The 26,470-nt window shown below is 55.0% G+C and carries 18 protein-coding genes and 3 tRNA genes; 9 read left to right on the top strand and 12 right to left on the bottom strand.

The annotated features are described in order from the left end of the window. The 3 genes from GSQ86_RS09790 to GSQ86_RS09780 form a co-directional block, all read left to right on the top strand. Nucleotides 1–337 (top strand): hypothetical protein (locus tag GSQ86_RS09790; RefSeq protein ID WP_158749767.1); only part of this gene is annotated, 337 nt, incomplete at its 5' end. A 91-nt stretch (nt 338–428) separates the two neighbouring features. Further along, on the top strand, nt 429–2,252 hold the full coding sequence (locus GSQ86_RS09785) for an ATP-binding protein (RefSeq protein WP_174239954.1): 1,824 nt from the start codon (nt 429–431) through the stop codon (nt 2,250–2,252). After that, nucleotides 2,245–3,369 (top strand): universal stress protein, encoded by a 1,125-nt coding sequence (locus GSQ86_RS09780; protein WP_254062277.1) that lies wholly within the window; start codon nt 2,245–2,247, stop codon nt 3,367–3,369. Before GSQ86_RS09785 ends, GSQ86_RS09780 begins: the two co-directional genes overlap by 8 nt. Before the next feature lies 1 nt (nt 3,370). On the opposite strand, the gene GSQ86_RS09775 is transcribed toward GSQ86_RS09780, so the two are convergent. From GSQ86_RS09775 to GSQ86_RS09765, 3 genes are all read right to left on the bottom strand, one after another. Then, nucleotides 3,371–4,492, bottom strand: coding sequence for a transglutaminase family protein (locus GSQ86_RS09775; RefSeq protein WP_158749766.1), 1,122 nt, complete (start codon nt 4,490–4,492; stop codon nt 3,371–3,373). Next, on the bottom strand, nt 4,489–5,319 hold the full coding sequence (locus GSQ86_RS09770; RefSeq protein ID WP_158749765.1) for a DUF3857 domain-containing protein: 831 nt from the start codon (nt 5,317–5,319) through the stop codon (nt 4,489–4,491). Before GSQ86_RS09770 ends, GSQ86_RS09775 begins: the two co-directional genes overlap by 4 nt. Nucleotides 5,320–5,389: 70 nt before the next feature. Next, nucleotides 5,390–7,177 carry a DUF3857 domain-containing protein gene (locus GSQ86_RS09765; protein WP_158749764.1) on the bottom strand — a complete coding sequence of 596 codons (1,788 nt, stop codon included), beginning with the start codon at nt 7,175–7,177 and terminating at the stop codon, nt 5,390–5,392. A 491-nt stretch (nt 7,178–7,668) separates the two neighbouring features. Between GSQ86_RS09765 and GSQ86_RS09760 the strand changes: the two genes are divergently transcribed. Further along, a tRNA-Val gene (locus GSQ86_RS09760) sits at nt 7,669–7,745 on the top strand. Nucleotides 7,746–7,884: 139 nt separating this feature from the next. On the opposite strand, the gene GSQ86_RS23870 is transcribed toward GSQ86_RS09760, so the two are convergent. From GSQ86_RS23870 to GSQ86_RS09735, 5 genes are all read right to left on the bottom strand, one after another. Continuing rightward, nucleotides 7,885–8,076 (bottom strand): tyrosine-type recombinase/integrase, encoded by a 192-nt coding sequence (locus tag GSQ86_RS23870; RefSeq protein WP_158749763.1) that lies wholly within the window; start codon nt 8,074–8,076, stop codon nt 7,885–7,887. A 34-nt stretch (nt 8,077–8,110) separates the two neighbouring features. Further along, nucleotides 8,111–8,329 (bottom strand): hypothetical protein, encoded by a 219-nt coding sequence (locus tag GSQ86_RS09750; RefSeq protein WP_158749762.1) that lies wholly within the window; start codon nt 8,327–8,329, stop codon nt 8,111–8,113. A gap of 387 nt (nt 8,330–8,716) precedes the next feature. Next, nucleotides 8,717–9,454, bottom strand: a complete 738-nt coding sequence (locus tag GSQ86_RS09745) for a Crp/Fnr family transcriptional regulator (RefSeq protein ID WP_256366828.1) — start codon at nt 9,452–9,454, stop codon at nt 8,717–8,719. A 1,075-nt stretch (nt 9,455–10,529) separates the two neighbouring features. Continuing rightward, nucleotides 10,530–10,606 (bottom strand) — tRNA-Pro (locus GSQ86_RS09740). Between the two features lie 55 nt (nt 10,607–10,661). Then, nucleotides 10,662–11,177 (bottom strand): DUF4112 domain-containing protein, encoded by a 516-nt coding sequence (locus tag GSQ86_RS09735; protein ID WP_158749760.1) that lies wholly within the window; start codon nt 11,175–11,177, stop codon nt 10,662–10,664. 93 nt (nt 11,178–11,270) lie between these two features. Between GSQ86_RS09735 and GSQ86_RS09730 the strand changes: the two genes are divergently transcribed. The 4 genes from GSQ86_RS09730 to GSQ86_RS09715 all read left to right on the top strand — a co-directional run bounded on the left by GSQ86_RS09730 (nt 11,271) and on the right by GSQ86_RS09715 (nt 16,791). After that, nucleotides 11,271–11,345, top strand: a tRNA-His gene (locus GSQ86_RS09730). Nucleotides 11,346–11,376: 31 nt separating this feature from the next. Then, nucleotides 11,377–12,111 (top strand): DUF72 domain-containing protein, encoded by a 735-nt coding sequence (locus tag GSQ86_RS09725; RefSeq protein WP_158749759.1) that lies wholly within the window; start codon nt 11,377–11,379, stop codon nt 12,109–12,111. Further along, a complete protein-coding gene (locus GSQ86_RS09720; protein ID WP_254062276.1) occupies nt 12,108–13,181 on the top strand; it encodes a YheT family hydrolase in 1,074 nt (357 codons plus the stop codon). Before GSQ86_RS09725 ends, GSQ86_RS09720 begins: the two co-directional genes overlap by 4 nt. 88 nt (nt 13,182–13,269) lie before the next feature. Beyond that, nucleotides 13,270–16,791, top strand: coding sequence for a LamG-like jellyroll fold domain-containing protein (locus tag GSQ86_RS09715; RefSeq protein ID WP_158749758.1), 3,522 nt, complete (start codon nt 13,270–13,272; stop codon nt 16,789–16,791). Nucleotides 16,792–16,850: 59 nt separating this feature from the next. Here GSQ86_RS09715 and GSQ86_RS09710 read toward each other — a convergent pair whose 3' ends face one another. From GSQ86_RS09710 to GSQ86_RS09700, 3 genes are all read right to left on the bottom strand, one after another. Further along, nucleotides 16,851–19,403 carry a TIM-barrel domain-containing protein gene (locus tag GSQ86_RS09710; RefSeq protein WP_158749757.1) on the bottom strand — a complete coding sequence of 851 codons (2,553 nt, stop codon included), beginning with the start codon at nt 19,401–19,403 and terminating at the stop codon, nt 16,851–16,853. A gap of 66 nt (nt 19,404–19,469) precedes the next feature. Next, the gene (locus tag GSQ86_RS09705) at nt 19,470–21,371 is read right to left on the bottom strand and encodes a tetratricopeptide repeat protein (protein ID WP_158749756.1); all 1,902 of its coding nucleotides are present in this window, start codon (nt 21,369–21,371) and stop codon (nt 19,470–19,472) included. 7 nt (nt 21,372–21,378) lie between these two features. Next, on the bottom strand, nt 21,379–24,990 hold the full coding sequence (locus tag GSQ86_RS09700) for a TonB-dependent receptor (RefSeq protein WP_158749755.1): 3,612 nt from the start codon (nt 24,988–24,990) through the stop codon (nt 21,379–21,381). 496 nt (nt 24,991–25,486) lie between these two features. Between GSQ86_RS09700 and GSQ86_RS09695 the strand changes: the two genes are divergently transcribed. Then, on the top strand, nt 25,487–25,687 hold the full coding sequence (locus tag GSQ86_RS09695) for a hypothetical protein (protein ID WP_158749754.1): 201 nt from the start codon (nt 25,487–25,489) through the stop codon (nt 25,685–25,687). Nucleotides 25,688–25,690: 3 nt separating this feature from the next. Here the strand turns inward: GSQ86_RS09695 and GSQ86_RS09690 are convergent, their stop codons facing one another. Then, entirely contained in the window at nt 25,691–26,467 is a 777-nt protein-coding gene (locus GSQ86_RS09690; protein ID WP_158749753.1) for an SDR family NAD(P)-dependent oxidoreductase, read from the bottom strand. Nucleotides 26,468–26,470 lie beyond the last annotated feature (3 nt).

Raw genomic sequence — 26,470 nt, 5'->3', positions numbered from 1 at the left:
CCGCCACAACACGCCCGCCGATGCGATTTTTGCCATAGCTCCGGATCGTGATGATTTAGACGGATCGGATATGCAGAGTTTTCGAGCTACCGCAATGCGCAGCGCCCTGGCAGACGAGGTGAAAGACCCCGGAGTCGTGGCCATCTTTCCTCAACTCGCGCCTCACTGGAAACGGATGCATGATCTCGAAAGTGGCCTCGATCAGATGACCGATCAGGAGCGCATCTCCCGATTGCGGCCCGAGGGAGTGAGTTGGCTCCTGCTGGAACCGCATTCTTCGACGCAAATGGATTGCCCATTTCGGAATCGCGCCGTCCTGGTATGCAAACTGCCGTAAGCCAGCCGCGCAATCACTCTATAGCCGTTCGACGGCGCTTGCATCATAAGAAGACTGCCACTACTCTCGGTAGCAGGTAGCGTCTTACTGCATGCTGAGCCTGTACCAAAGACTTATTCTCGGATTCTTGATACTTATTACGCTGGTCGGCGGGCTGGGAATGCTCGTGCGCCATTCGTTTGTGCATCTTTCCGCATTGGATGGCCAGCAGCAAACGGCGGACGCTGCCGTAGGTGCCCTGTCACAGGTTCAGGCATCGATAGCCCGGGAACAAGTGCTGGCTGGGCGCCTGGCATCCGCAGCCGATCGGGCCATCGAGTCTCAGTTGCTGGCGGAGGCGAGCGTAACCGACCAGCGGATGACGCTTGCCGTCCCGCAATCACCTTCATTAGGGGCCGTGCAACAGCGACACTCCCAATTAATCGCGCGTCTGCGCTCCACGCCGTCCGACAACTGGCAGCATTTCGCCGAGGATACGCTGCGTCCGCAACTCAATGAGATCGATGAATCTATATCAGACGCGTTAGGTACTGTATTCAACAGCCGTGCGCGTCTCATGGACTCGCTGGACCACGAACGCTTCCTTTTGCGAGCGCGACTTATCGCTGCTTCCAGCATCAGCCTCCTCGCTGCCATCGGCATCTCGGCAATTTCCCTGCTCTTCGTGATCATGCCGATCCGCCGCACCGCGAAAACCGCTCACCTCATTGGCCAGGGAGATCTGAATCAACGCATCGAGTGGCGCAACCGGGATGATCTCGGCACCATTGCGACCGAGGTCAACCGCATGGCTATCCGTCTGCGCGACCTGCGCGAAACCGAATCGGGCCGGCGACAGATGGAACAGCAGCTCAGCGATGCTGTCGTGCAATCGATTTTTGAACCGGTCATCGTGACCGATGCCAAGGGCCACGTGCTCAAACTGAATCAGGCATCGACGGAGCTTCTGGGCAAATCGGCGGGCGACAGAATGGCGCTCACGAACACTCCCGGAGGAGAAAAGATCCTCAATGCCGTTCGAAGCGCTGTTTCTATTCAGCGCGCGGTCACCGGCGAAGGCAGTGGCGAAAATGAAGCGCTGCTGCTCCCCATGCGCATTGGCAGCGCGCAACGCAACTATCGGCTGCGTACCTCTCCAATGCGCGATGAAGAAGGCAAGCTGCTGGGCGCGGTCACCGTCCTCGAAGACGTCACCGAATTGCAGGACATCGACCGCTTCAAGACGCGTTTTCTCTCTGTCGCATCCGAAAAATTACGTGATCCGTTGCAAAAATTAAGGCTGGCAATCTACGCCCTCGCACGCGGTCATGCGGGTGAGTTGCGTCCCTTGCAGGCGGATATCCTGGAAGGCGCCACCAAAGAATCCGAGAAGCTGGACGACCTGATGTCGGATCTTATCGAAGTAGCAGAGCTCGATACCGGTCGCCGGGAAATGAAGATCGAACGACTGCGGCCTGTAGAAATTCTCGACGATGCATACCATCGTTTTCGCGAACAGGCGAGAGAGAGGAATATCGAAATCACGGTCAGCGTCTTTGCCGATCTGTCACACGTGAATGCCGACCGTCGTGCGCTGCGCAGCATACTTGATAACCTGCTGACGAACGCGATTCGCTACACGCCCGTCGGCGGACAGATCCTGCTTGAGGCCTCAGAGATAAAAGAGAGCATCCAGTTCGTTGTCAGAGATAGTGGACGCGGCATTGAAGCCGAACGCCTGCCGACCATTTTTGGCCGCTTCACCGAGAGCTCCGGAAGCGGCACTGGCCTTGGCCTGGCACTTGTGCGCCGCCTCGTCGAAACACTTGGCGGACAAGTAGCCGTCGAAAGCCGTCTTGGTCAGGGGACAACCTTCAGTTTTACCCTGCCTGTCCCTGCGGTGACGCCCACGCGCCACGAGGTTGAAGTTGGCTGAGATACTCGACCAGATTCCCGTCCCTGAAGAGCGTGCAAAGCTCCGTATTTATCTTGGCGCTGCGCCCGGTGTAGGCAAGACCTTCCGCATGCTCGAAGATGCGCACATGCTGAAGAAGAACGGCCTCGATGTGGTGATCGGCCTGGTTGAGCCTCATGGCCGTAAGGAGACAGCCGAGCAGATCGGCGACCTTGAAATTATTCCGCAGAAAGAGGTCGTCTACCGATCCGTTACGCTGCGCGAGATGGATATCGATGCCATCCTCGCACGTCATCCCCAGACCTGCATCGTCGATGAACTGGCACATACAAATGTGCCTGGCTCGCGTAATCGCAAACGCTACGAAGATGTGCTTGAGCTGCTGGATGCCGGTATCAACGTGATGACGGCTATCAATATCCAGCACCTTGAGACGCTCAATGATGCCGTCTCGCGTTCCTCCGGCACTCAGATACGCGAGACCGTGCCGGACAGTTTTATCAAGCGCGCCGATGACGTCGTCACCATTGATGTAACCATCGATGAGCTGCGCACGCGCCTGCGCGAAGGAAAAATCTACGCTCCGGAAAAGGTGGAGCAGGCGCTATCCAATTTTTTCCGCAAGGGCAATCTCAATATGCTGCGCGAACTGGCGCTGCGTACCACCGCCGAGCAGGTCGGCACCGCTGCCTCAGAGTACCGGCGCACGCAGGGCCTAGAACAGGCTCCCATGCCGGAAAAGGTGATGGTCTGCATCTCGGCCCACACCGGAACGGAGCGCATCATCCGCGCCGGCGCGCGTATCGCAGGCCGCCTCGCCACGAATTGGTATGCCGTTTACGTAGAAACGCCGGGCAAGGATTTGCGCAATACCAATCCCGATGGTTTTCACCGACTGGAAGAATACAAGCGCATGGCCCGTGACCTCAGCGCCAAAGTCGTTGTATTGAGTGATAAGAATGTCTCCGACGCGCTCATTGCCTTCACCAAGCGCGAAAACATCTCGCACGTCATCTTCGGTCAGTCGGCGCGCTCACGCTTTGACATTCTCCTACGCGGTTCCGTCATCAACCGCTTTCTGGCGGAGGTACGCGATGCCACGGTGCAGGTCGTACCGATGACAAAACAGAAACGCTGAACTACTGCTTCTTCAGAACGGCGCTCCGGTTTTCATCTGTCGTGATGGCCGCTTCCAGCTTTTTCAAGGCGTCGTACTGATCAGGCTTGAGCATCAGTTCCTTCACCACGAGCTCGCGGGAATAATGCAATACATTCTGATCGGCCTTCACTTCACTGTTGTACGTCGCAAATCCGACGTCGACCTTGATAGGATCAGGCAGTTCATCCACCACAAACCCCGCAGGTACGGCAACATCGAACGAATCTCGCCTCGTGCCGACCATCCGTAGATCGATCGGATACTCCCTCGGCCTGTCGTTCAGCGCCTCTCCATAAGAGCCGAGCACGCGTGGTCGAATGAGGAGAAGATTTCCGGCAGTCTTCGCATATTGAGGTGCAGAGATCTGATACTTCACCATGAATTTTTGTCCCAGGTTTTGCACGTTCTCGGCGCTTTCATCTTTAAGCTGAAACTCGGAGAAATCCTCTCGCAGTTGCCGTTCTACAAATTCGCGCCGCTCTTTCTCTGTATTCTCTGCAAAGTAATTCCGTTCTCTACCCGAGGAAGCCCCAACTCGATTCTCGGTAATGGACCCCTGCAGTGTCCCGTCGGCATCCAACTGGAATTTCGCAATGCGCTCGATGACATCGCCATCCGGCGGCACCACGGGTAGCTGGATTACCTGGCTCTTCACGCCGTTCACCAGTGTTCCGTAACTTCCCTGTAAATAGGTAGGCAGCAAACCAAGCGGCACATATTGGTTTGTGGGATCGAATATCAGGAAGCGCTGCCCATTGCTTGTCTTCACAATTGTCTTCAGCCGCGCATCGTTATATCCATCCGGAACCTCGATGGCAGCAATCGCATGATTTCCGTCTATCGAGGGGACATCGGCATCGACAAAACCACGGCGCGTATCCACCAGCACATACGTAGCATGCACGCCAATAGAATTCAGCATGGCAATTAACAGCGTCGCTTTGTCTTTGCAATCGCCATAGCGGTTATGGAACACGGCGGCTGCCGGATGTGGCTGGTAACCGCCAATGCCAATCTCGATCCCCACATAACGAATTTCGCGTTGAAGAAATTCAGCAATTTTCTCGGCGCGCGCCGTAAAATCGCTCTCGTTGCCGGTCAACTCATGTGCCTTGGCAGCAATCTCGCTCGTGGCATTTGTCTGCGGCGCGCCGAGCCCGTCGTACCATTCGCCAATGGTCGTCCACAGCTGACCACCTCCGCGATGTTGTTCGCCCCGTAATGCACGACCATGCGGCCCGCGAGTGCAATCTCGGCAGGAGCAAGCGGCACATCATCAATATCTATCGCGGGAATTCCTGTGAGTTCCCAACGAAAGTGTCCAGGAGAAATCTCCTGCGGCGGAATGGATGTGTGGTTATGCCAAAGTGGACGCTGCTTCCAGCCTGCCGGGAGATCGATCTCGAAAATCGCGTGCTGCACCGGGATCGAGGTCTGGAAATCCCACGACTTTTCCGTCATGTAATTCGGCAGCTGGCTCTCCGATTCGTAAGCAACAATGCCACCGGGATCAGCTCCGGGCGGGGTGACGACCTTTGCGCGGTCATCGATATAGAGCATGCCGCCTTCTTCTCCGCCCTCTTCGCGAATCTGATCGTCCTTCACTGTGTAAGGATGACCGTCCGGACCGATGCTCCATGCATGGAAAGAGAGACGCTTGCGACCCCCGCCCGACCATGCCACTAATTCCGCATACTCGCGTCCCTGCGGCCGCAACAGCTTAATCACCTCGCGGCGGCGAAGACGCGCCTGTCCATCCGGCTGAATCGTCAACAACTCGTCGCTTAGCAGAACCACTGCCTTCGCTTTCAGTGAATTTGTTACAGGGATGGCAGCCGCCTGTTGCATCCAGTCAGGCAGCGCAGGAGAAGAAGCCATCCCGTTGTACGTAGCTAAAAGAAGAAATACGGCCGCCAGATGAACTCGCATCTACTGGCCTCTTGCCGGAGCAGGCGACGCTGAGTGCAGAATCGCCTGCTGCTGATCCTGTGCGTTCGCTTTAGCGAAGAAATCCTTGACCTGCGGATATTCCTTCGCCGCATAAAGCCACCACTAACAATCGGCCGTAGGCATAAACCGTGTCCGTCCCTTTATATTTGGAAACGAAATCTGCGAATTGAGGTAAAGGTATTTCAACATCCTTCGGAACACTTTCCACGGCAAATCCTGTTGGCAATGCAAGCGTCACAGTATCTCTCAACAGATACGGAAAGCGTAGATCGACAGGATTTTCACGTTTCTCATGAACGAATAGAGGCTTCGCGTTCGCTTCAAAAAAGCTTCCCGGCAGAAAAACTCTTTTCCCGGTTGCTGTGCCCATGCTGCCGCTCACATCAAATATCACCATCAGCGGATGATCGTAATCGGTCGCTCCGAGAAAGTGATTCGTTTTCAGGATGACGTCCGCGGGCATCTCCTTCTGCAGTTCATCTTGAATGTCCTTCTTCGCCTCTTCGTCGTCCGTCTTAAGAATATGTTGACGCCAGCGTAATGCTTCACCACCGGTGAAAGTAATCCGGATCAGGCCCTGCAGCTTCCCGTCCTCATTCAGCGTCAGATCTGCGAATCGAACGATACTGGTATCCGCATAGGTCATTCCATTCGACTCTGCGATTGCAATGCCACCCTCCACTTGGCGGACACCCTGGACAAATGTGTGTTTCCAGTGCAGCTTTCCAAACTCGCAATAACGCTGACCCGGATCGAAAAATATCTCCTTGCCATTCAGCGGGACAATGGCAATGTCGTCATCCAGTTGATCCCAATCCAGGTAGCTCTGAACAAAAAGGCCGCTATTGCGATTCGTAACTGCCATGGCATATGCCTTCATGCCCGCAGCCCGCGTCAAGGCGATAAAGAGCAGCGTAAGCTCGTCACTGTTCCCGCGCTTCTGCTCCCATATATCGTCTGCCGTTTTAATCTTTAGTCCCTCCGCCTTGTTCTCAGCGGCGGAGTGTTCCCGCGTAAAGCTGGTATTTTCCAACTGCATCACAGCGGCATAAATCTTTCTTAGCTTCTGCTCCTGGGTATCGCTGGGCGCAACAATCTGTTGCACGACGGCCTGTACCTTGGCGGAAGGCTGAGCAAAGCGATCCATGTTTTTCGACCAGTATTTGCCCTGCTGCTTCCAGAACTCGTCGCCGCTGCGGTAACTGGAGTAATAGAAGAGCACCCTGTAGGAGAAACTCTCCATCGGCGGCATGTACTCTTCATCGACCATCGCGGGGACTTTCTCAATCGTTAGATCGTAGCCATCCAGGCCACTGCGTACCTGCGCGCCTGGTGGAAGCATCGGCGTATACATCAGTCCGACAACCGTATTACCGTGCTCGCTGTTGCTGGTCAGCTCGCGCTGCGTTGGGTTGAAGTGATAATGCGCCTTGTGCACATACAGCAGCTGCTGAATATACCAACGCGGCGGTACCGCATAACCGTCCTCGTAAGCCAGCACATATTCGTATTCAATAATGCTGCCCACCTGCACATCCGGCAGGCTGAAGACCTTGGCCATCTCGCGTACGTTGCCTTGCTTCAACAGCAGCTTCTCGATCGGTTTTCCGGTAAATGGAATCACCGTGCCATCACTATGTATGGTTCGACCCTGGATGCCGCGGATCGAAAAACTTCTCCCCTCATAGGGAATCTCTACGTCGGCATTGTCCTTACCCTTTTCGGTAAGAATTTTGATCCGCGCATAGAGCGAATGCATGTGTAGCTTGTCATCGGAGACTTCCTGCCGGAAAAGAAATACTGCCGGGGCATCCGGCGCGGCAGGATCGGACGTCATCTTAAGCTCTTCCGGGGTGGGCTGTTGAAAGTCAGAAGCAACAGCAGGTACCGAGCACAAGAGAGCCCAAAGCAGGAGAAAATAACCACGAAAACGTTCAAAAAGGCCTCGCAAAAGCACGAACGCACTCCCAAATCGCTTCAAATCGCGTTCAGGATGCCCCAGTTCTACTTGAGAAAAAACCGGTTCGAAAAGAAAATTCCGCGGGAAAACAACCTGCAGTTTTTCCTTTTGACACGAATTTCTCAGATCGCGCCTATTGCAATCTAGAGTGACCTTTATTCCCAGCCTTGGCTTCGGCGGGCCTACGTTTGCTACAATTGGATAGCAGAGTACGAGACGATCCAGTTCGGTCACGTACGACAAGCAACACGGTACGGTTGAAAAATTTTGCTCTCCATTTCTCAGTGAGAAGTCATAGGCAGCGCTGATGGCGGAATTCAGCATGGTTAGCAAACTTAGGAATTTACATCCACCTACCGAACCAATATAGGCGCGTAGCTCAGTTGGTTAGAGCGCTACCTTGACACGGTAGAGGTCAGGAGTTCGAGTCTCCTCGTGCCTACCATCTTTTCAATAAGATAAACATGTTCAACCACGTTCCGGGTCAGTTTTCACTCCGCATCCGTTCCGCACGGTTCCGCTATCGCACAAGCTCGCTCTCACTCGACAGCAGAGTATTCAAGAACTGATCTTGCGCCGCCAGCTTATTTCCCATCTACAGCCTGGCTGTGGATGCCAAGAGTTGTGCGGACGTTACTGTGACGAAGCATGGAAGCGACAGTTTTCAGATCAATTCCATTCGAAACCATCCAGCACCCGAGGCTATGACGCAGGTTGTGGAGGCCCCAACGTTTGAGGGGCTTTCCATTGGCATCGACGTAGCAAACCCGGATCATCTCGCCCTTTTGGTTCCGCTCCTCAACCTCCCTTTTACTGCTGCCGGATAGAGGTATCTGGATCAGGCTCTGTGACGCACTTCGCGAACAGTTCGGCGAGGATTCTGTAAATAGCCTCCTGCTGGTCGATGGGCAGAATAGAAAGCACAAGCAGCGCGTACTCCTGCGAAGGCTCAAAGGACTCTGGCAAACCTAGCCGGGCCGGTGGTTTCGCGAGATTCACTTCGCGTGGGGCGAACTGCAAAAGTTTCAACTGAAAATTCTCCTTGGGTTGGGGTGGTTACTTTGCGCCAGCCTTAATCGGGTAGATCGAGTAACACAAACCTACGTCGCGTTACTTCTGTCGCGCTTTACCGCAAAGAGAACAACGGCAATACATCCACAAACAAAAATAAGAGGCCAATTACGATTGCTATATCCATCTCGGGCACCCCATTCGTTGGTCGACGAACCGAAGACAGTGGCACCGTTTGCGAGTTGAGAAGATTGACCTAATCCGAGATTTGTCATGCTTTTCCTCTACGGTTTTATATTCCCACTGAATGCAAAGCTAATCGTTGCTTAATAGAAGCTGTGTGTATGCTCTAAAGCAGGTAGGAGGTCTGCGCGACTGATGAGAGGGAGCTTAAGGAGGCGGGTTTTAAAGAACGGGTCTACGTAATTCTCGGCCAGCGGCAAGCAGCAGTTCGGGTTTTCGCAGCACGATCTTACCGCGACGCTTCGCCAATATACCTGCGCGTTCCCAATCTCGCAAACAACGGCTGACTGTGAATGCCGTCACGTTTGCCCCTTCGGCCAAATCTTCATTCAAGACCTTCATCTCGACGCCATCGCGAGTGGCTTCGCCGATTGCACTCGCGAGACTTACCAGTAAGTGAGCAACGCGTCCATGTGCATCATCGGAGCTTAGTGAGATATGTGCGGCAGTTGACCACGCAATATTCTCTGTCACCGCAATTGACAAGGCATTGTCCAGCAGCGCGGGAAATTTAGTCGCTAATTCCCGGATAGTCTGCCTTTCCCACACCACCGCACAACTGTCCGACAGCACTTCCGTGCCGGCAAGATATTGGAACGGGGCAGAGAGAATTGCAGCGCCGCCGAATATCTGTCCCGCAGTTAACCAGTGCAGAAGTATCTTTCGCCCCTCACTCGTGATCACGAAGTGCCTGCCACGACCACTTGTCAGCAGGAAGAATCGTTCGGCAAGATCTTCCTGATTGATGATCACTGAAGAGGCACGGAAATGCCGATGCTTTGCGACGGAAAGGACAGAGTTGAGTTGGGCTTGCGGCAATCCCGATAGAAAGCGAGACTTAAGCCCATCTGGAAGGCCCGCAATCTGGTTTCCATGCGACAATTTGCACGCGCATTTCACAAGATTTCCCTTTCAGCTCAAGCTGTAACCTTCACCGTTGGGCACCGGTATCTTAGTTTGCTGATCAATTCGGGTCAAACCAAGACGTGTTGTGCCCAGTTTTCAAATGGACAGCGTTTGCAGTCGCTACTCCAGATCCAAAATGATGTCGCTGCCCATTTTCGGATGTCTTTGTAGGCTCGTCTTCTCGCCTCTTCTCCTTACCTGCTCTGGAGCAAGCACATTCCTGCCTTCGAACAACGACGGCAATTGGCTGCAATGAGAGCATGAACCTATCAACGAAATAGGAGAAAACAAATGGCACAATTCGGTTACCTCGCTGAGCTGGTAGACCCACGCCCACGTGATGGGGGCAGACGCTCTCATCAAGGGATGCCGCTTCTCCCCGTTTCTTATGAATGCGACTGGATGACCTCCAACATAGCCTTGCAGCGCGCTGTTATTACAGAAATGTCGAGTCTTTGTGAACACGAAGGTCTCCGGTAGGCCACGGAGACAGCTTCCTCTTTTTGCAGACGGCCGGGACGTGATCCGATGACTCTAATGGCGTGACGGCCGCGTTGAGGCACGGGCTGAGGCATCAAGTCTGATCATCCGTTATCGAAACCGGGAAAGACTTCCGCGCCTGCCTGCGGCAATGTACAGCCAGCGAGTCTTGAGCCTCGTCAGATTATTCACCATCCCTGCCTGGGAGCATGAACGCTGTCTACTCGCGACCGCACCCGCAGGCATTGATAAAGACGACCCTATTTCGACTGCTGCTGGCACACTAAGATATTCTCTTGGGGCCCTTCACTGGTTATACAAACGGACACAGTCACCTCCGGCCTCCGCATCCGCGTCATCGAACCTCTGACGACACAACAACTACTTGCTCGTTTCCTGGATCCATTCTGAAGTTAGACACTCGCGTCACCTTTCAGAGAGATAAAAGCACGGCATGCCCTGAGCAAACTAACTGGCTCTGAGCGCGGATGCGACCCAGTAATGGATCTTAGGAAGAGGCGTCTTGTACCTATAAGCGGCTTTCAGTAAGGTCGCAACTGTACATCAACAGTTAAGTAATTGATCCTATTGGTCGGGGCGGAGGGATTCGAACCCCCGACCCTCTGCTCCCAAAGCAGATGCGCTACCAGACTGCGCTACGCCCCGATTCCAGTGCTGACTTCACTCATTGTACCGTAGATGAAGGCCCTGTTGAGACCTCCTAGATGCGATGAGCGAGCCATTCTGCGAACCATATCAGAAGAATCAGCGGGACCATAAAAATCGCGACCACGCACATTGTCAACAGCAGAATAAATACCCAGTCCTTCCATGTATGCCGGTGCGGCTGCTGCAGGTGGCGCGTCATCAATGCGTAGTTACGGCGATTCGCTTTCCATGCAATATCGAAGATATCGCCAAGCAGCGGAATTGACCCCACTACAACATCGATACCAAGATTGACGACCATGCGCGCAAGGGTGACATAGGGCACGCCCCTGAACCATGCGGCTACGATCAGAATGCACGACGCCAGGCCCGCGAGCACATCCCCCAGCCCGGGAACCAGACCAATGATGCCGTCGAGTCCAAAGCGGATCGAGGTTCCGGGGATCCGAAACCAGTCATCCAGCAGATGGGCCAGCATGTCGAGATTCTCATCGGCAAAAAGATTGCCCGCGACGCGTGTCCGCGGCGGTAGATTCCGGCTTGCGGGCGGCAGGACTTCTGGCTCCATAATTGGTTCCCCATGTATTCGATGCGGCCGCGAGCATGGTGCTCTGAGGAGGACACAGCCTGCGCCCGAAATGCTACAATAGTTACTTGTACGGCGGCTATAGTTCAGCGGCAGAACGCCTGACTGTGGCTCAGGATGTCGTGGGTTCGATCCCCACTAGCCGCCCCAATCGCACTTGATTCCCTCCTCGCAAACCAGTATGCAACGGCAACTTGGGTCCATTTACGTCGGTTGCTCGGGCTGGGCTTATACAAGCTGGAAACCAGGCTTTTACCCCAAGGCCGTTCCGGCCAAAAAATTCCTGGAATATTACGCGTCCCAACTCAATTCCGTCGAAGTCAACTATACCTTTCGCAGCCTGCCGACCCCAACGGTTACAGCGTCATGGCTGGCAGCCGCCACCTCAGCGTCCGACTTTCGGCTTTCGTTCAAAGCCCCGCAGCGCGTAACGCATATTTCGCGGCTCAGGAACTGCGCCGAGGCGGTCGCCAAATTTACGGAATCGATTCAACCTGTCGTCGACGCCGGGAGGTTTGGAGTAGTGCTCTTCCAGCTGCCGCCAAACTTCAAGGCTGACACGGAGCGGCTTGCGTCCTTTCTCAAGGAAGCATCGTCCTCAAAGCTCAGGATGGCTTTCGAGTTCCGTCACGAATCATGGTTCACTGACGCGACCTATGCCATTCTGGGCGATCATAATGCGGCACTATGTGTGGCCGAAAGCGATGAGTTGACGACACCAGATATAAAAACGGCGGATTTCTCCTGTTACCGCCTGCGAAAGAGCGATTACGGAGAGCAACAGATCGATGAGGCGCGCGCGCGCCTTCAGGGCAAAGCTGCTGCGGGAGATGTATTCGCCTACTTCAAACACGAAGATGAGCCGACGGGCCCGCTGCGCGCTGCCGCTGTCTTAAAGGGGATCGGGAAAGCGTGAGCAAGACGTATTCAAAGCTCTCTCTCAGCATATCCGCCGACGGCTGGCATAGCGATTTCATGCCACGCCGCTTTTTGAACAATGGACACCTGATGACGCTGGCCGGCAATTTCCTGCCGCGTCATGCTTTCCTGCCCGAACCGGAAGAGCTGCTGGTAGAAGTCGAAGGCCCTATCGACGGTCACAGTGAGTATGGGCCGACACGCGTGCTCTGCCACTGCCACTGGCAGCCACTCGAAGTGCGCAGCCAGCGGCTTACAATTATTTTGGTTCACGGCCTGGAAGGTTCTTCCAATTCTCAGTATGTACTCGGTAACTCCACGCGGGCATGGGCGGCGGGCTGCAACGTGGTTCGCATGAACATGCGCAGTTGCGGTGGAACAGATCGACTCTCGCCTGCCATTTATCATTCTGGCTGTTCGAACGACGTGGCGCGAGTGATCGAGGCCATCGTTTCACAACACCAGATTCAGGCGATAGCGCTCATCGGTTACTCCATGGGCGGAAACCTGGTACTCAAATACGCAGGCGAGCTCGGCGCCGATGTGCCGTCGGTGCTGAAGGCCGTCGCCGGCATTTCACCGCTGATGGATCTCGCCGCATCTTCGGCCGCATTGCATGAGCCGCAGAACCGTTTTTATGAGCGCTACTTTCTGCGCGCTATGGTCGACCGCATCCGGCGCAAGGCAGAACTGTTTCCTGCCATCTACCTGCCCTTCTACGCCAGCGGGATGCTGCGGAAGCTTTCCAGTATGCGAATGTTTGACGAGCACGTGGTAGCCCGCTTTGGCGACTTCGCCGATGCTGATGATTATTACCTTTCAGTTGCCAGCTCGCGCGTTGCCTCACAGATCCATGTTCCTACACTGATTCTGCACGCGCTCGATGATCCATTCATCCGCATGCTGCCAGAGACGCGGCAGACTCTGATCGATAATCTTCACGTCAACTTCATTGAGCCGCAACACGGAGGGCACTGCGCCTTTCTTGCTCCAGCCAGCGGATATGACGGCTACTGGGCGGAGAAAACGCTGCTTGGTTTCCTGCTTTCCACCACCCAACACGACTGACGCGACAAGTCTACTGGCAGCCGCGACGTCGAAATGATATCGTTCTCATCGAAGCAATACTGCAAAACAGGCTTCTTAAAGGGGATTCATGAACAGGTCTCTGCTGCGGCTTTTCTGCCTGCTGGTTTCCGCCTGCATTGGATTGCAGCTCGCATCGGCACAAATTGTGCCCACCAATGATCCGCCAGAGTACGGCCCTTATAACGGAGTATTCCTTCCGGATGGCGAAGGGTTAAGAAAACCGCTGCTCAAGACTGATACTGTGTTACGCGCGGATGCGCCGTGGTCACTTTCCTGCTGGGTAAGAACCGACGCCGCGCTCGATGCGCCAAGCGTCGTAGCAGGTCTCGGCGATCCCACAGAAGAGTACCCGCGCTTCCTCGCGTTAAGCAGCAATAAGCTGATCCTTTGGCTGGGCAAAGACAACAGCCTGGAAGCCACCGTGACCCTTGCCCCCGCAACCTGGCACCTGCTAGCTGCGACTTTCGACGGCAGCACCTTTCACCTCTACAGCGATGGCCGGGAAGTGACCAGCGGCGCTCTGGTGCTCGGCAGTGTGAGCCCGGTCATTTCGCTGGCTCCCGGTGAAATCCCTGCGGAAGGCTGGAAACATTTCGGGGGAAAGATCGAATCACTGACATTGACGCGTCACGCCATGAGTGCGGAGGAGATCAAGCAGCTCTACGCGCAGAAGCCGGATTTTTCACTCGCGGCCTTTGAAGAAGGTTCAAAACCTTGGCCGATACAAACGCGGGGGCAGGCGGGCTATCGCGCTCCGCAGGATCCGGAGACGCTGCCCCACAGTAAAGCGCCGTTTCAGCAGCCGGTTGCTAAGCCGCTGCCGGCCTCACACACATCTCTCGAAGCTGACGGCGAAAATCATTGGACGATCGCAGGTGGCTGGAAACTGATCGCAGCCCCTGAAACAAAAGCCGCAGCAACAGACATTTCGCAAACTGGCTTCGACAGCAAAAGCTGGCTCGCGGCAACCGTACCCGGAACCGTATTGACGACCATGATTGATCGTGGTGTCTATCCCGATCCGGATTATGGTCTCAATAATCTCGCAATTCCGGAGAGCCTCAACAAGCAGGACTACTGGTATCGCACAGAGTTCAAAGGTCCCAGACTCGCAGCGGGGCAGCATCTATCGCTCACGTTTGAAGGCATCAACTACAAAGCGTCGGTCTGGCTCAACAGCCAGTCACTCGGAAATGTCACCGGAGCATTCATACGCGGAACCTTCGACGTCACCAAGGTCCTCAAGCTGGAACAGACCAATGTCCTTGCAGTCCGTATCTCTCCGCCACCGCATCCCGGCATTCCGCAGGAGCAATCAGTAAAGGGTGGCCCAGGCGAAAATGGCGGCATGATGTGCCTCGATGGTCCAACCTTTGTCGCTACGGAAGGATGGGACTGGATTCCGGCGGTGCGCGATCGCAACACAGGGATCTGGCAGCCGGTGACGCTGACCGCAACTGCTGCGGTAAATATTGGCGACCCGCAGGTAGTTACGACCCTGCCGCTGCCGGATATAAGCCGTGCAAGTGTCGAGATCAACGTGCCTGTGGAGAACCAGGCCACGGCCGCGGTGCATGGTACCTTGACCGCTGCATTTGAGGGCGTAAATGTAACCAAAGAGGTTACGATTCAGCCGGGCACAGACACTATCAAGCTCTCGCCATCTGAATTTGCGCAGCTGACGGTACAGAATCCCCGGTTATGGTGGCCGAACGGTTACGGCAAGCCGGAGTTGTATCATCTGAAACTCACATTCAACGAAAACGGCACAGTGTCGGATATAAAGCAGCTCCGCTTCGGTATCCGTGAAATTACTTATGAGCTTAGCCTGCTCGACAGCAGCGGCCATCTGCGGCGCGTGGAATATGCGCCATCTGAAGCGAGGAGCAAAGACCAGCCTGTTGTAGATATAAGCCACGAGGGCATGCGCGGAATTCCGGCAGCCGATCCTCCGCCGCCCAATCTGCCTGAAGCGTGGCGAGAAAACTGGCGTTCCTGGGTCGCATCATTAAAGCTCGGGGCGGAAACATCCCCGGCGATTCACATCATCTCTGACACCAGCACCGCGCCCTATCTCGTGATCAAAGTGAATGGCGTGAAGATTGCCTGTCGCGGCGGCAACTGGGGTATGGATGATTCGCGCAAGCGTGTGTCGCGCCAACGATTGGAGCCATACTTCCGCCTGCATCGCGATGCCAACCTGAACATCATCCGCAACTGGGTCGGCCAGGATACGGAGCAGACCTTCTTCGATCTTGCCGACGAGTACGGCATGCTGGTGTGGAATGATTTCTGGGAATCGACGCAGAACTACAACGTGGAAGCGCAGGATCCAGAGTTGTTTCTGAACAATGCGCGCGATACGATTCTGCGCTTCCGCAATCATCCTTCTATCGTGATGTGGTGTGGACGCAACGAAGGTGTCCCGCAGCCCATCATCAATGAAGGTCTCGCCGATCTGACGCGGACGCTTGATGGCACGCGATATTACTCACCCAGTTCGAACCAGGTGAACCTTCAAAATAGCGGTCCATATCACTACATGGATCCGTCGCTGTATTTCACTACGCTGAACCATGGCTTCTCCGTCGAGACCGGCACGCCGTCCATGTCGACGCTCGAATCATTTAAGCAATGGGTTCCAAAGCAGGATCAGTGGCCTGTCGATGATGTATGGGCTTATCACGACTGGCATCAAAGCGGGAACGGCGATGTAGCCACGTTCATAGATGAGATACAGTCTGAGTTCGGAGCGCCTACCGGACTTGAAGACTTCGAGCGAAAGTCGCAGATGCTGAACTATGTAGACCATCGCGCGATCTTTGAAGGAATGAATGCGCACCTGTGGGCCCCCAACAGCGGCCGCCTGCTCTGGATGACGCAGCCAGCGTGGCCAAGCAACATGTGGCAGATTCTCAGCTCAGACTACGACACGCAGGCTTCTTTCTATGGAACGAAGAAGGCGTGCGAACCAGTTCACGTCCAGCTTAACCTGCCCGACTACGGCATCTCCATCGTGAATACCACCACCACCGCGCTCGCCGCAGTGAGCGTCAGCGCAGATGTCTATTCCCTCGATAACAAGCTGCTGTTGCATCGGGACGATAAAAAAGATGTGGCCGCTGACAGTGAAATGAATAGCCTTCATCTCGATCTGTCTCCCCTCCTCGCTCAAGGCGTGGCGCTTGTAAAGCTGGAGCTGCGAGATAGTACAGGTAAAGAGTTGTCGAGCAATTTCTACTGGCTTGGAGCGAAGAGCGCTTCGTACCGGCAGTTAAATCACCTGCCGCCTGCCACGCTCTCTGTATCTGCCTCGCAAGACCGCGACAACGGTACGGTGCATGTACATGTGCAGTTGCAGAATCACGGTAATGCCGTTGCGCTTGCGAACAAGCTCACGTTGTTGAACGCAGATGATGGCTCGCGAATTCTTCCCGCGTATTACAGCGATAACTATGTTTCGCTGCTGCCGGGAGAAAGCCGCGAGATCGACGTGGAATATCCATCAGCTGCAACTGACGGCAAGCCAGAGATAGCCATCCGGGGATGGAACCTGCCGCAGCAGATGATTCCGATTGCCGGGAAGTGATGTGAAATAAAAATCCCAGCGACGTGAATCCATCACATCGCTGGGATTCGAAAACAATTCTACTTCACCTCAATATCCAACCCCTTCGCATCATCCGCTGCCTCAACACTGATATGCGCAGCAGACTGCTCGGCAGTAACTTCGCGCCCCTTTACCGCAGCGCGATACTGTTTTGGCTGCAATCCATAAAATTCCGCGCGAATCTCTTTCCACCACGCCGGATATGAGCCTTCGTGTGCGCCAATATGCAGACGAAGGCCGTCGGCAGTGACTTCGCAGCTGAACTTCATCCGCAGATACTCGCCATGCTGATAGGCAAAGCTTTTGCCGTCATCCAGATATAGCTCTCCGCTGCAAGGAGAACCGGCCTCACCCGCATATACGCGTAATGTGAGTGGACCTTTCGGCGTTTCGTTAGTGCTCTGCACCAGCGGCTGCATTGGAAGAATAGCTCCGGCACGCACATAGACTGGCAACGACGCGAGTTCCGGTTTCACCTGGATCGTCAAGGGTGCAATCGTATTGGGATCGACAGGCTGCGGCGAATTCGTAGAAGCAACCGCAACAGGTACAGGAATTTTCTCCCCAGTCCAGTAGTCATACCAGTCACGCGAAGGAAACTCCACTGAATAGCTATCCAGTTCATCAGGATAGTGCGGCGGCGCGATCAACAAATCGCCGCCCAGAAGAAATTCGCCAGCCGCTGCCGGGTCTACATCCATAGGATGACTGTCAGGAAAGGCGTGCGGAAACTCGAGAAACAACGGACGCACCATAGGCAGTCCCGTACGCGATGTTTCATCCGCCAGCGTGTAGAGATAAGGAAGCAGATGATAGCGCTCTTCGATGAAGCGTTTTCGAATTGTTTCCTGCTCTGATCCTCCTGCCCACGGCTCCTGATCGGCGGTGCCTTTTTCCGAGTGATCGCGATCAATCGGCTGAAAGGCAGCGATCTCCAGCCACTTAGTCAACAAGTCCATCTGCGGGCTACCCGCGAATCCACCTACATCTGCGCCGCTGAAGGAGAAGCCACTCAGTCCAAGATTTTCGATCATCGGCGTGGTCATACGAAGATGATTCCAGCTCGCGCTATTATCCCCCGTCCATGTCGCCGCATAACGCTGCCCTCCTGCATAGCTCGCACGCGTCAGCACAAATGGCCTCGTGTTGGGATCAAGCTTCAACAGGCCTTCAAACGTAGCGCGCGAATTTTCCATGCCATACATGTTATGAATCTCCGCATGCGTGGCCGTGCGCTTCGCAAATCCAGGCTCGTCGATGCGATGCACTACATCCTCCGGCATGGTTTTCGACGGCGTGTTGAAGACGGATGGCTCATTCATGTCGTTCCAGAAACCAGCAACTCCGTCGTGTACAAACTCTTTATAAAGCGTGCTCCACCATGCCCGCGTCTGCTGCTGCGTGAAATCGGGAAAGACACTCGGCCCCGGCCAAACGATTCCAGTGAAGACAGAGCCATCCGGATTCTTTACAAATTGATCACCGGCAATACCGCTGTCATAAGGTGCGTAATCCTGATGCGGCGCATTGGCAATGTGCAAGTCAGTAATCGCGACTACGTGGAAGTTCTCGGCTTTCAGCTTGTCGATCATGCCTGTGAAATCCGGAAACAACTTGGTGTCGACGGTAAACGGCCGGTTCCTGTCCTGAAAATCAATGTCCAGATAAAGTGCATCGGCAGGAATATGATCCGCGCGAAGATGGTCTGCAATCTCCAGCACTCTCGATTGCGGTACGTAGGTATAACGCGATTGCTGAAAGCCGAGCATCCACATCGGAGGCAGAGGCGGCTTGCCCGTCAGCCATGCATACGATTCGACAACCTGTTTTGGCGAAGGCCCATACATCACGTAGTAATCCACCGGCCCATTCGCAGCGCCAAACGAATACATATCAGCAGAAGCCTTGCCGAAGTCGAAGCTGCTGCGCCATGTGTTGTCGAGCAGAACGCCCGCGGCGCGCCCTCCGTCGTACGTCATAAAAAAAGGAATTGCTTTATAAATCGGGTCCGTGGATTCCTGAAAGCGGTAAGCATCTGTATTCCATAGAGTGAACGCTTCGTTTCTGCGGTCGAGTGGACCTGTCTTATCTCCAAGTCCAAAGAAATGCTCATCATGACCCATAGCTTTGTAGAGACGAAATGTATCTCCCTCAAAGCGCGCAGGCTTGGAGTCCTTCTGAATCACATGGGCTTCCAGGTCGCTCACCGTCAGCGCCATAGTGTTCTTGTCGATCTCGACACGCAACGCATCCGTGTGAAACCCAACGCGATCGCCGGTGCTCTCAGGCGTAACCTTAACGGAGCTGCGACGGGACTCGGGAAGTACGGCCCAGGATGCATCTTCCGGCAGCGAACTGCCGCGCGTAATACGAATGCGCAATACATCATCACGCAGAGCGGTGATTTGCTCTCGCGCGCCACCCGAACGCAGGTCAATGCCATCAGGCAGAGAATGATATTCCGTCACATGGTCCAGAAGGCGAAGATCGTCTCCGCCACGAGTTGATTGCCCGTGTGCAAGTGCAGTTCCCAGGCTCAAAAGCAGAAATGCGGTGGAGAGTGCTGCAGTCTGGGAGCGAAATCGTTGCATGAAGGGATTCCCTGTCTTTCTTTTGAATAAATTTTGTTGATGCGAGTGCAAACGCAGCGCTTTTGCCTATGGAGTATCGTCCAGTGTAGACGGATGCGCGTCGTGAAATGCGATCACGGCGTTTTCCCGCCGCTTCTGCTGGAGAGCCTTCATCTTTTCTATCGCAGCTGTTGCTTCAGCGTTATCGCCAGTCTCACGATAGAGTCGCGATAGCTGATAATAAACGCTTCCGTCCTCGTCGCTGGAAACCCCTAACTTCAGCTCGCGGATCGCCTCCTGCGTGCGGCCGGTTTCAGCGTACACCCTACCCAGCAATGCATGCACATGCGAAAGCATCTGCGGTTTCGCCTGCAAGCCTTTCGTCAGGAAAGGCTCGGCCTGAGCAAATTCATGACGCGCAACCAACGCTTCGCCCATCAGGAGATTGATCTCCGGGTCATTGGGCGTCTGTGCCAGCGCCAGTTGCGCGGTCTCGACCGCCTTTACAGTATTGCCATTACGAAGATAAGCCGACGTCAACCCCTCCAACGCCGCTGCATTGTCAGGCGAGAGATCGAGCGCCTTCTGATATTCGCCCAGCGCGTCATCATATCGCTCACGCTGCACATAAATGTCGCCCAACAAGAGATGCGTTCGCGCCGAATTCGGCTCCAACTGCTCATATTGGTTGAGCGCCTGAAACGCCAGCCGCTCATTTGCCTTGACGGACCAGTAAAGCCCTTCGGTCGAATTAAGAGCGGCTCCCGCGCGCGAAGCCTGCTCATAATCCCCCGTGAAGTAGGAACAAGCCGCCAGCAAACGGAGATCACTCTGGTTTTTCGTTGTCAGAGAGTGTTCGGTCGAATCAGCACACCCTCGGTATTGACCAGACGCAAACTGCGCCGCAGCCGAAGCACTTCCCTTCTGGCTGGAAATACTTTCGTGATTCGCCGCTTGCGCAGCGCCCTTCAAGATTGCGGTTAATGCCCCATACAAATCGGCAGAAAGTCCCCCATCGTTATATTGCTGTGCCACGAATTGAGCAAAGGCCGCCGAGCGCTCCGAGCTCAAACCATCAACAAGCGGCGACGCATTGGCGCGGATAAATCCGGCATCTCGCGTCCACAGTTGCGTTAGAAGCATCAACGCTTCGCTATCTTCTCCGGCATCCACATGCGAACGCGCCTCGCCCAGGACCGCAAGCGCGCATCCTGGCTCCGCTTGGCTATCTGCCGCAAATTCAGCCAAGGCGCCAGAGACATTTTGCTGTCGTAGATAAGCGAATCCCAACTGGCTATGTACGCACGGAGGATGCGAGCCGGCAGCAAAAACATTTTTGAAGACTCCGGCTGCTTCGTTATATCGCGACTGACTCACAAGCGATTCCGCATAGAGCGCCCTAGTATATGGCGAATTCTGCCCTTGCGCCGACATTTTGCGCGCATCGCTCTCCACCTGGTCCAGATGTGCAAGCCCGAGAGAAAACCATGCTGTTCCCTGCTTCGGATCGAGCTGCGCGGCACGCGAAAACTCCTGCGCCGCCAGCGTATATTCCTGTAACGAGAAATAAGCGCGGCCCAGCGTTAAATGCGGCTGCAAGTCGGATTCATTCATCTTTTCGGCAGTCAATAAATATGGGATCGCTTCACTCGACTTTTTCGTGTGCACAAGATCGATGCCAAGAAAAAGATTCGGGACATATAAAGTGGGCTTGAGTTTACGCGCCTGCTGGAAGCTCCGGATCGCCTCCGGGTAATCTCCGGTTTCATGCTCCATCAGGCCGAGGTTCGCCCACAACTCCGGAATATCGGGGCGAATCTTTACTGCCTGCTTGTATTCATTGGCTGCCGCCGCATAGTCGCTGCCAGCCTGGGCTTTTTGCGCCTCGGCCAGCAGCGACTCAAGCGTGGTGTTCTGGCTCTGCTGGCCGATCCCAAATTGCGGGATGGCCAACAAAACCAGCGACAACAGTACAGAAAAAATTCTCAAGTAACGATCACCAATAGAACTTTCCTGCAAACTGCACCGTGCGGCTGGGGAAGGAGTTTGTAATTTGTCCCAGCGTAGATGAGCAGCCCTGGTCCGCATTCGGATCGCAACCTGTATAGGTCTCGCCGCCGAATTGTGGTGCATAGAACTGCGCATGGTTAAAGGTGTTGAACATCTCCGCGCGGAACTGCACCCGCATCGATTCCTTGAACTGCCAGTTCTTCATGATTGAGGTGTCCCAGTTCTGGTAACCCGGGCCACGAAGATCGGAGAAGAAGCGAGGCGCGGTTCCGAAGGTTCCATAATCAGCGTACTTGAACGCGCCTGTATTGAACCACTCATGAATGCTCTGGTGATCCACATGCGTGTCGGCCACCACATCCGGGCGCGGATTGCCGCCGTAGGACGAGATATTCGCACCACTGATCGCAAGCGGAATGCCCTGCTTGAAGGTCACGATCTGCGAAACTTCCCAGCCGCCAATCACTGCGTCGGCCACGCGGCCCATGCCCGATCCAATCGCCTTACCGCGGCCAATCGGAAGGTCATAGACATAGCTTGCTACGAGGCTGTGAGGAATATCAGAGCCATCCACGCTCTTCTCCGCAGCCAGATTGTAATTATTCGCAGGTCCCGGATTGCCGGAATACGACCACGCGTTGTTGCCTTCTACGTTATCCAGAAACTTCGAATACGTGTAAGACACCAGCGCCGTCAGACCCTTGGTAAACCGATGGTTATAGTTCACCTGCAAAGCGTTGTAGTTTGAGAAGCCGACATTCGCGCCGTTCTCCGTCACGTTGCAATACTGCGGAAAGGGTTGAAGAAGCTGCGACTGAGCAATCATGGCATTGCCCAGATTGCAGCCGCCCGTTCCCGGCGCAATCGCACCATAAAACGGATTCGCAACAAGTGCATTCAGAGCCACGGTTCCCATCGGCAGATACTTGGGGTCCAGCTGTGAATGGTTAAGGTTGGCAGCCAGCATATGCTCTCCATGGTTGCCCACATAGTTAATGTCGAGAACATCGGCCGGTGTAATCGCCCACTGCGTGCCAACAAGATACTGCTGCACGTAGCCTGCCGCGCGCTTCCTGAAGTTGCTGCTTACGGAATCGCCTACCTGCTGCATCTCGCCGAGTGAGTTGCCCGTGATCGGAACAAATCCATTCGGCCAGGGGTTTGTAATGCTCATGGCCGGGTTGGGGTGAATGGTGTCGAGCGTAATCGGCGCGTTTGTCTGGGCTGCAAATCCAGAGGCGCTAGCCTCAAAGCAGCACGAGATCGATGGCGGATAGAAGATGCCGTATCCTCCACGAAGCACAACATTCGGTTTCGCCTGGTACGAGAAACCAAAACGAGGCGCCCAGTTATCCGTGTTCGTGTCATACGACGCGCGCTGGTCGTCAGACAGAAATTGCAATGCGCCCGGCAATGTCATACCAACAGCACTGCTGAGGGGGTTGGTGACATCCGGATTGAAGACGGAAGCCACATTATGCCGATATGTCGGCGCCGTCTGTATTTCATAGCGAAGACCCAGGTTCAACGTCAACTGCGGAAGCGGCTTCCAGTCATCCTGAATGTAGCCACCAAAGTAGTGGACAGCCACTGCCGGGTTATAAGTAGTTCCCGCCGTAGCCCCATCCAGCACGCCCATCATCATCTGCGCCATGCCGTTTCCGCTGTTGAACGAAACCGGCTTGCCGTCAACTCCGGTAGCGGTTCCCGGATTGTTCGGATCAGGACCGCCAGTAAAGTTGCCGTTCGATTGCAAGGTCGACTGAAAGTAGTTCGCCTGATCGTCCTCCTGCTCCACGAACATGAAGCCGAAGTTCAGCGTGTTGTGTGAAAGCGTCTTGATGAAATCCAGCGAGACGCTGCCAATCGGTCCGTGGTTCGTCACCGTCTCATTCGTAAGCGGACCAAGCGGTGATTCGCCTCCGACTTTCACGATGGGAAATTCTGGGCTATTTGCATCCAGATACGAAGGCAATCCAATCGTCGACGGCTTGAAACCACGAGACTGGTTCGTCGATGTCTCATGCCACACTTCCACACCTGCCGCGATATTCATAGTGAAGGTGGGGCTGAAAACCTGGCTGTATCCAGCGACCATGTTCCAGCGATTGTTCGGGCGATCGTTGCCGGGCCCAGCCGGATTCGCCGAACCCCAGTAAGCGGGCGTGCCGGTCTTGAACTCCTTCTTATACGAATAACGGAAGTAGAAGCGAGACGCTTGGTTGATGTTATGGTCTACGCGAACCAGGTATTCGTCCGAGTTCGCCGGGTTGGTACCGGTCGCCGCAAGATTGTTCGCCACCCCCAAGCCGGTTGGCTTGGGATAATAGCCCAGCAGCTTGGCAGCAGTCGGGTCGATGCCGTTTGCATTAATCGTGTTGTTGGCAATCGGGTCACGGATATAGCCGGTCTGACGTGCAACTAGACCTGTACTCGGATCCACCTGTCCCGCGGTGATGGCGCGAGCGCTCCGCGGGTCGTAAATAGACCCCGCATACACGGGCCGCCCCAGGGCATCCGTTCCTACCTGCGAACCAAGCAGCTCCGAGAAGTTTCCAGCCAGGAAGTTCGCGTCCGGAACCGTAAAGGTACTTACTGCCGGGGTAGCCAGCGTCAGGTGCTCATACAGGCCGAAAATAAAAGTTTTTTCTTTCTGCTTGTAGAGCCCGGGAATATAGAGCGGTCCGCCCGCCGAAGCACCCACCTGGTGACGACTGAAATCTTCCTTTTGCAGGTTGTTGTAGTTGTTGAACCAGAGGTTCGCATCGAGCGCCGAGTTGCGGTAGAACTCGTAAATATCACCGTGAAACTTGTTCGTACCCGACTTGGTGACCACGTTCACCACGTTGCCGGTGCTCCATCCGTACTGTGCGGTAAAGGAGTTGTTCTGGACCTTGAATTCCCCAACCGAATCCACTGAAGGGACGTAATTCACTGCGCCCCACTCCGGATCTGTGTCCCAGGCTCCGTCCAGCAGGTAAGCCGAGGTTCCAAAGAATCCGCCAGCAAAGTTCAGGAACGAGATATCCTGATCTGCATTGTCGCTGCTCGGACCGCCGCCGCCCAGAAGCATCTGGCCTTCCGAGGTGTTGTTGACCGAAGAATTGAGGGTGGCGAGGCCATAGACGTTTCTAAGGTTCAGCGGAAGCTCCACCACCTCTTTGCCGTTAATGTCTGCCGAAAGGTTGGCATTGTCCGTATTCAATAGCGATGCCTGAGCGTTGACGACCACCTGCTCGGTCGCAGCCCCCAGCGTCAGAGCCACATTCTGGCTCGCCGACTGCCCCGCATCCAGCACAAGCCCGGTCTGCCTGTATGCCTTAAATCCGTTGACCTGAACATCCAGGGTGTAGTTGGCCGGCGGTACCTGGGTAAAGCTATAGGCCCCGCTGGCGTCGGTCGAGTAGGTCCGGACGACCCCTTTCTCATTACTTGTAAGTTTTACGTTCGCTCCGGGAACTACGGCCCCCGTCGAGTCGGTGACCGTACCGCTGAGTGTGGCGGTGGTCACGGCTAATTGTGCTTTTGCTCTTGGAATGCCGCACGCCAGAATGACGAGCAGCCCCAAAAACCCTATCCAACTTGGTTTGCGTTTCAACGCTTGCCTCCAAAAACTGAGTTCCCCCTTCTCCTTTCGCGAACATTTGTAAGGAGATAGCTGAACCTCAGAAATTATTCAGAACCAGCGCGTTTATACGGATCGGAGATAACGGCTGATAAGGTCTTTGCCGCAAGTCATACGGTTCTTATCAGGTAAATTTTCGGAAAAGAGGTTCGAATCAGGACAGGAAGGGTGCAAAATAGCGACGTTAACTACGTTTTTAAATCCCTTTTGGCAGCCTTTTGAAACAGGCTGAATGCGGCATGAGGAATAGAATTCAAATTGGGATTAGGACGCAGAATAGCAATCTGCACAAAACTTTGCTCGATTTCGGTTCAACAAACAGCACAACGCGCATCAAAAAATGCGCTTTTGCCACCTTCGTAATCCATCCGCTCGTCGAAATGCGACGTCTCGGAGCATGAATACGCGCGGGAAGCGTTACCATAGGAGTATGGCTAGAGGTTGGGAGAGTAAATCCGTGGAGGAGCAAGTGGCAGAAAAGCAGGCAGAACCAGAACAAATGAACGGGGGGCCGAAGGCGGCTGCAGAGGCCGCACAGAAGCGTCAGGTTCAGGAACTGGAACTGCAGCGCGAGCGGATTCTGGACGAGCGTACTTCAAGTCCGCACCGTCGCGCTGCCCTCGAAGCGGCATTGGCGCATATTGAATCGCGCCTGTCCTCGATATCGTAGCTTTTACGCTTGCTTGCGGTTGAAGAGCAGCGAGTTTGCCTGATCGATGCTGGTCAGCAGAACGCGTGCAATGTTTACGTGCGGCGGTCTGGTGACTGCCCATAGAATCGCATCGGCGACGTCGGCCGCCTGCAGGGGGGTCAGCCCCTGGTAGACCTTGGCGGCGCGTTCCTTGTCGCCGCGAAAACGCACCTTGCTGAATTCTGTTTCCACCATGCCGGGATCGATGCTGGTAACACGCACCGGCGTGCCCAACAGATCCTGGCGCAAGCCGTCGTTGATGGCGTGTTCCGCCGCTTTGCTTCCGCAATAGACAGCGCCGCCGGGATAGGTCATCTCCCCGGCAGTCGATCCCATGCTGACGATATGGCCGCTTCCGCGTGCCACCATACCCGGAACCACGGCTCGAGTGACATACAGCAGTCCTTTGACGTTGGTATCGATCATCTCGTCCCAGTCCTGCAGCTTGCCTTCGTACACCTTGTCGAGCCCGCGGCTCAATCCGGCGTTATTCACCAGAATATCGATAGCCTTCCAGGCTTCCGGGAGTTTGTCGACGGCACTGGCGACCTGGGCTGCATCTCGAACGTCCAGCGAGAATGTATGCACATCCTGGGCTCCAGCCTTTTTGAGTTTGGACGTCAACTCGGCAAAACGATCGGTTCTGCGGGCGGCGAGTAACAGGCGGGCGCCTTCGGCAGCGAAGGCGTGGGCGGTAGCTTCTCCGATGCCGGAGCTGGCTCCGGTGACAAAGGCGATTTTGCCGGTCAATTTCTGCATGCA

The sequence above is a fragment of the Acidobacterium sp. S8 genome, assembly GCF_009765985.1.
Classification (GTDB): domain Bacteria; phylum Acidobacteriota; class Terriglobia; order Terriglobales; family Acidobacteriaceae; genus Alloacidobacterium.
The sequence above is the reverse complement of the archived record's forward strand: the minus strand, read 5'-3'. Positions and strand labels throughout refer to the sequence as shown.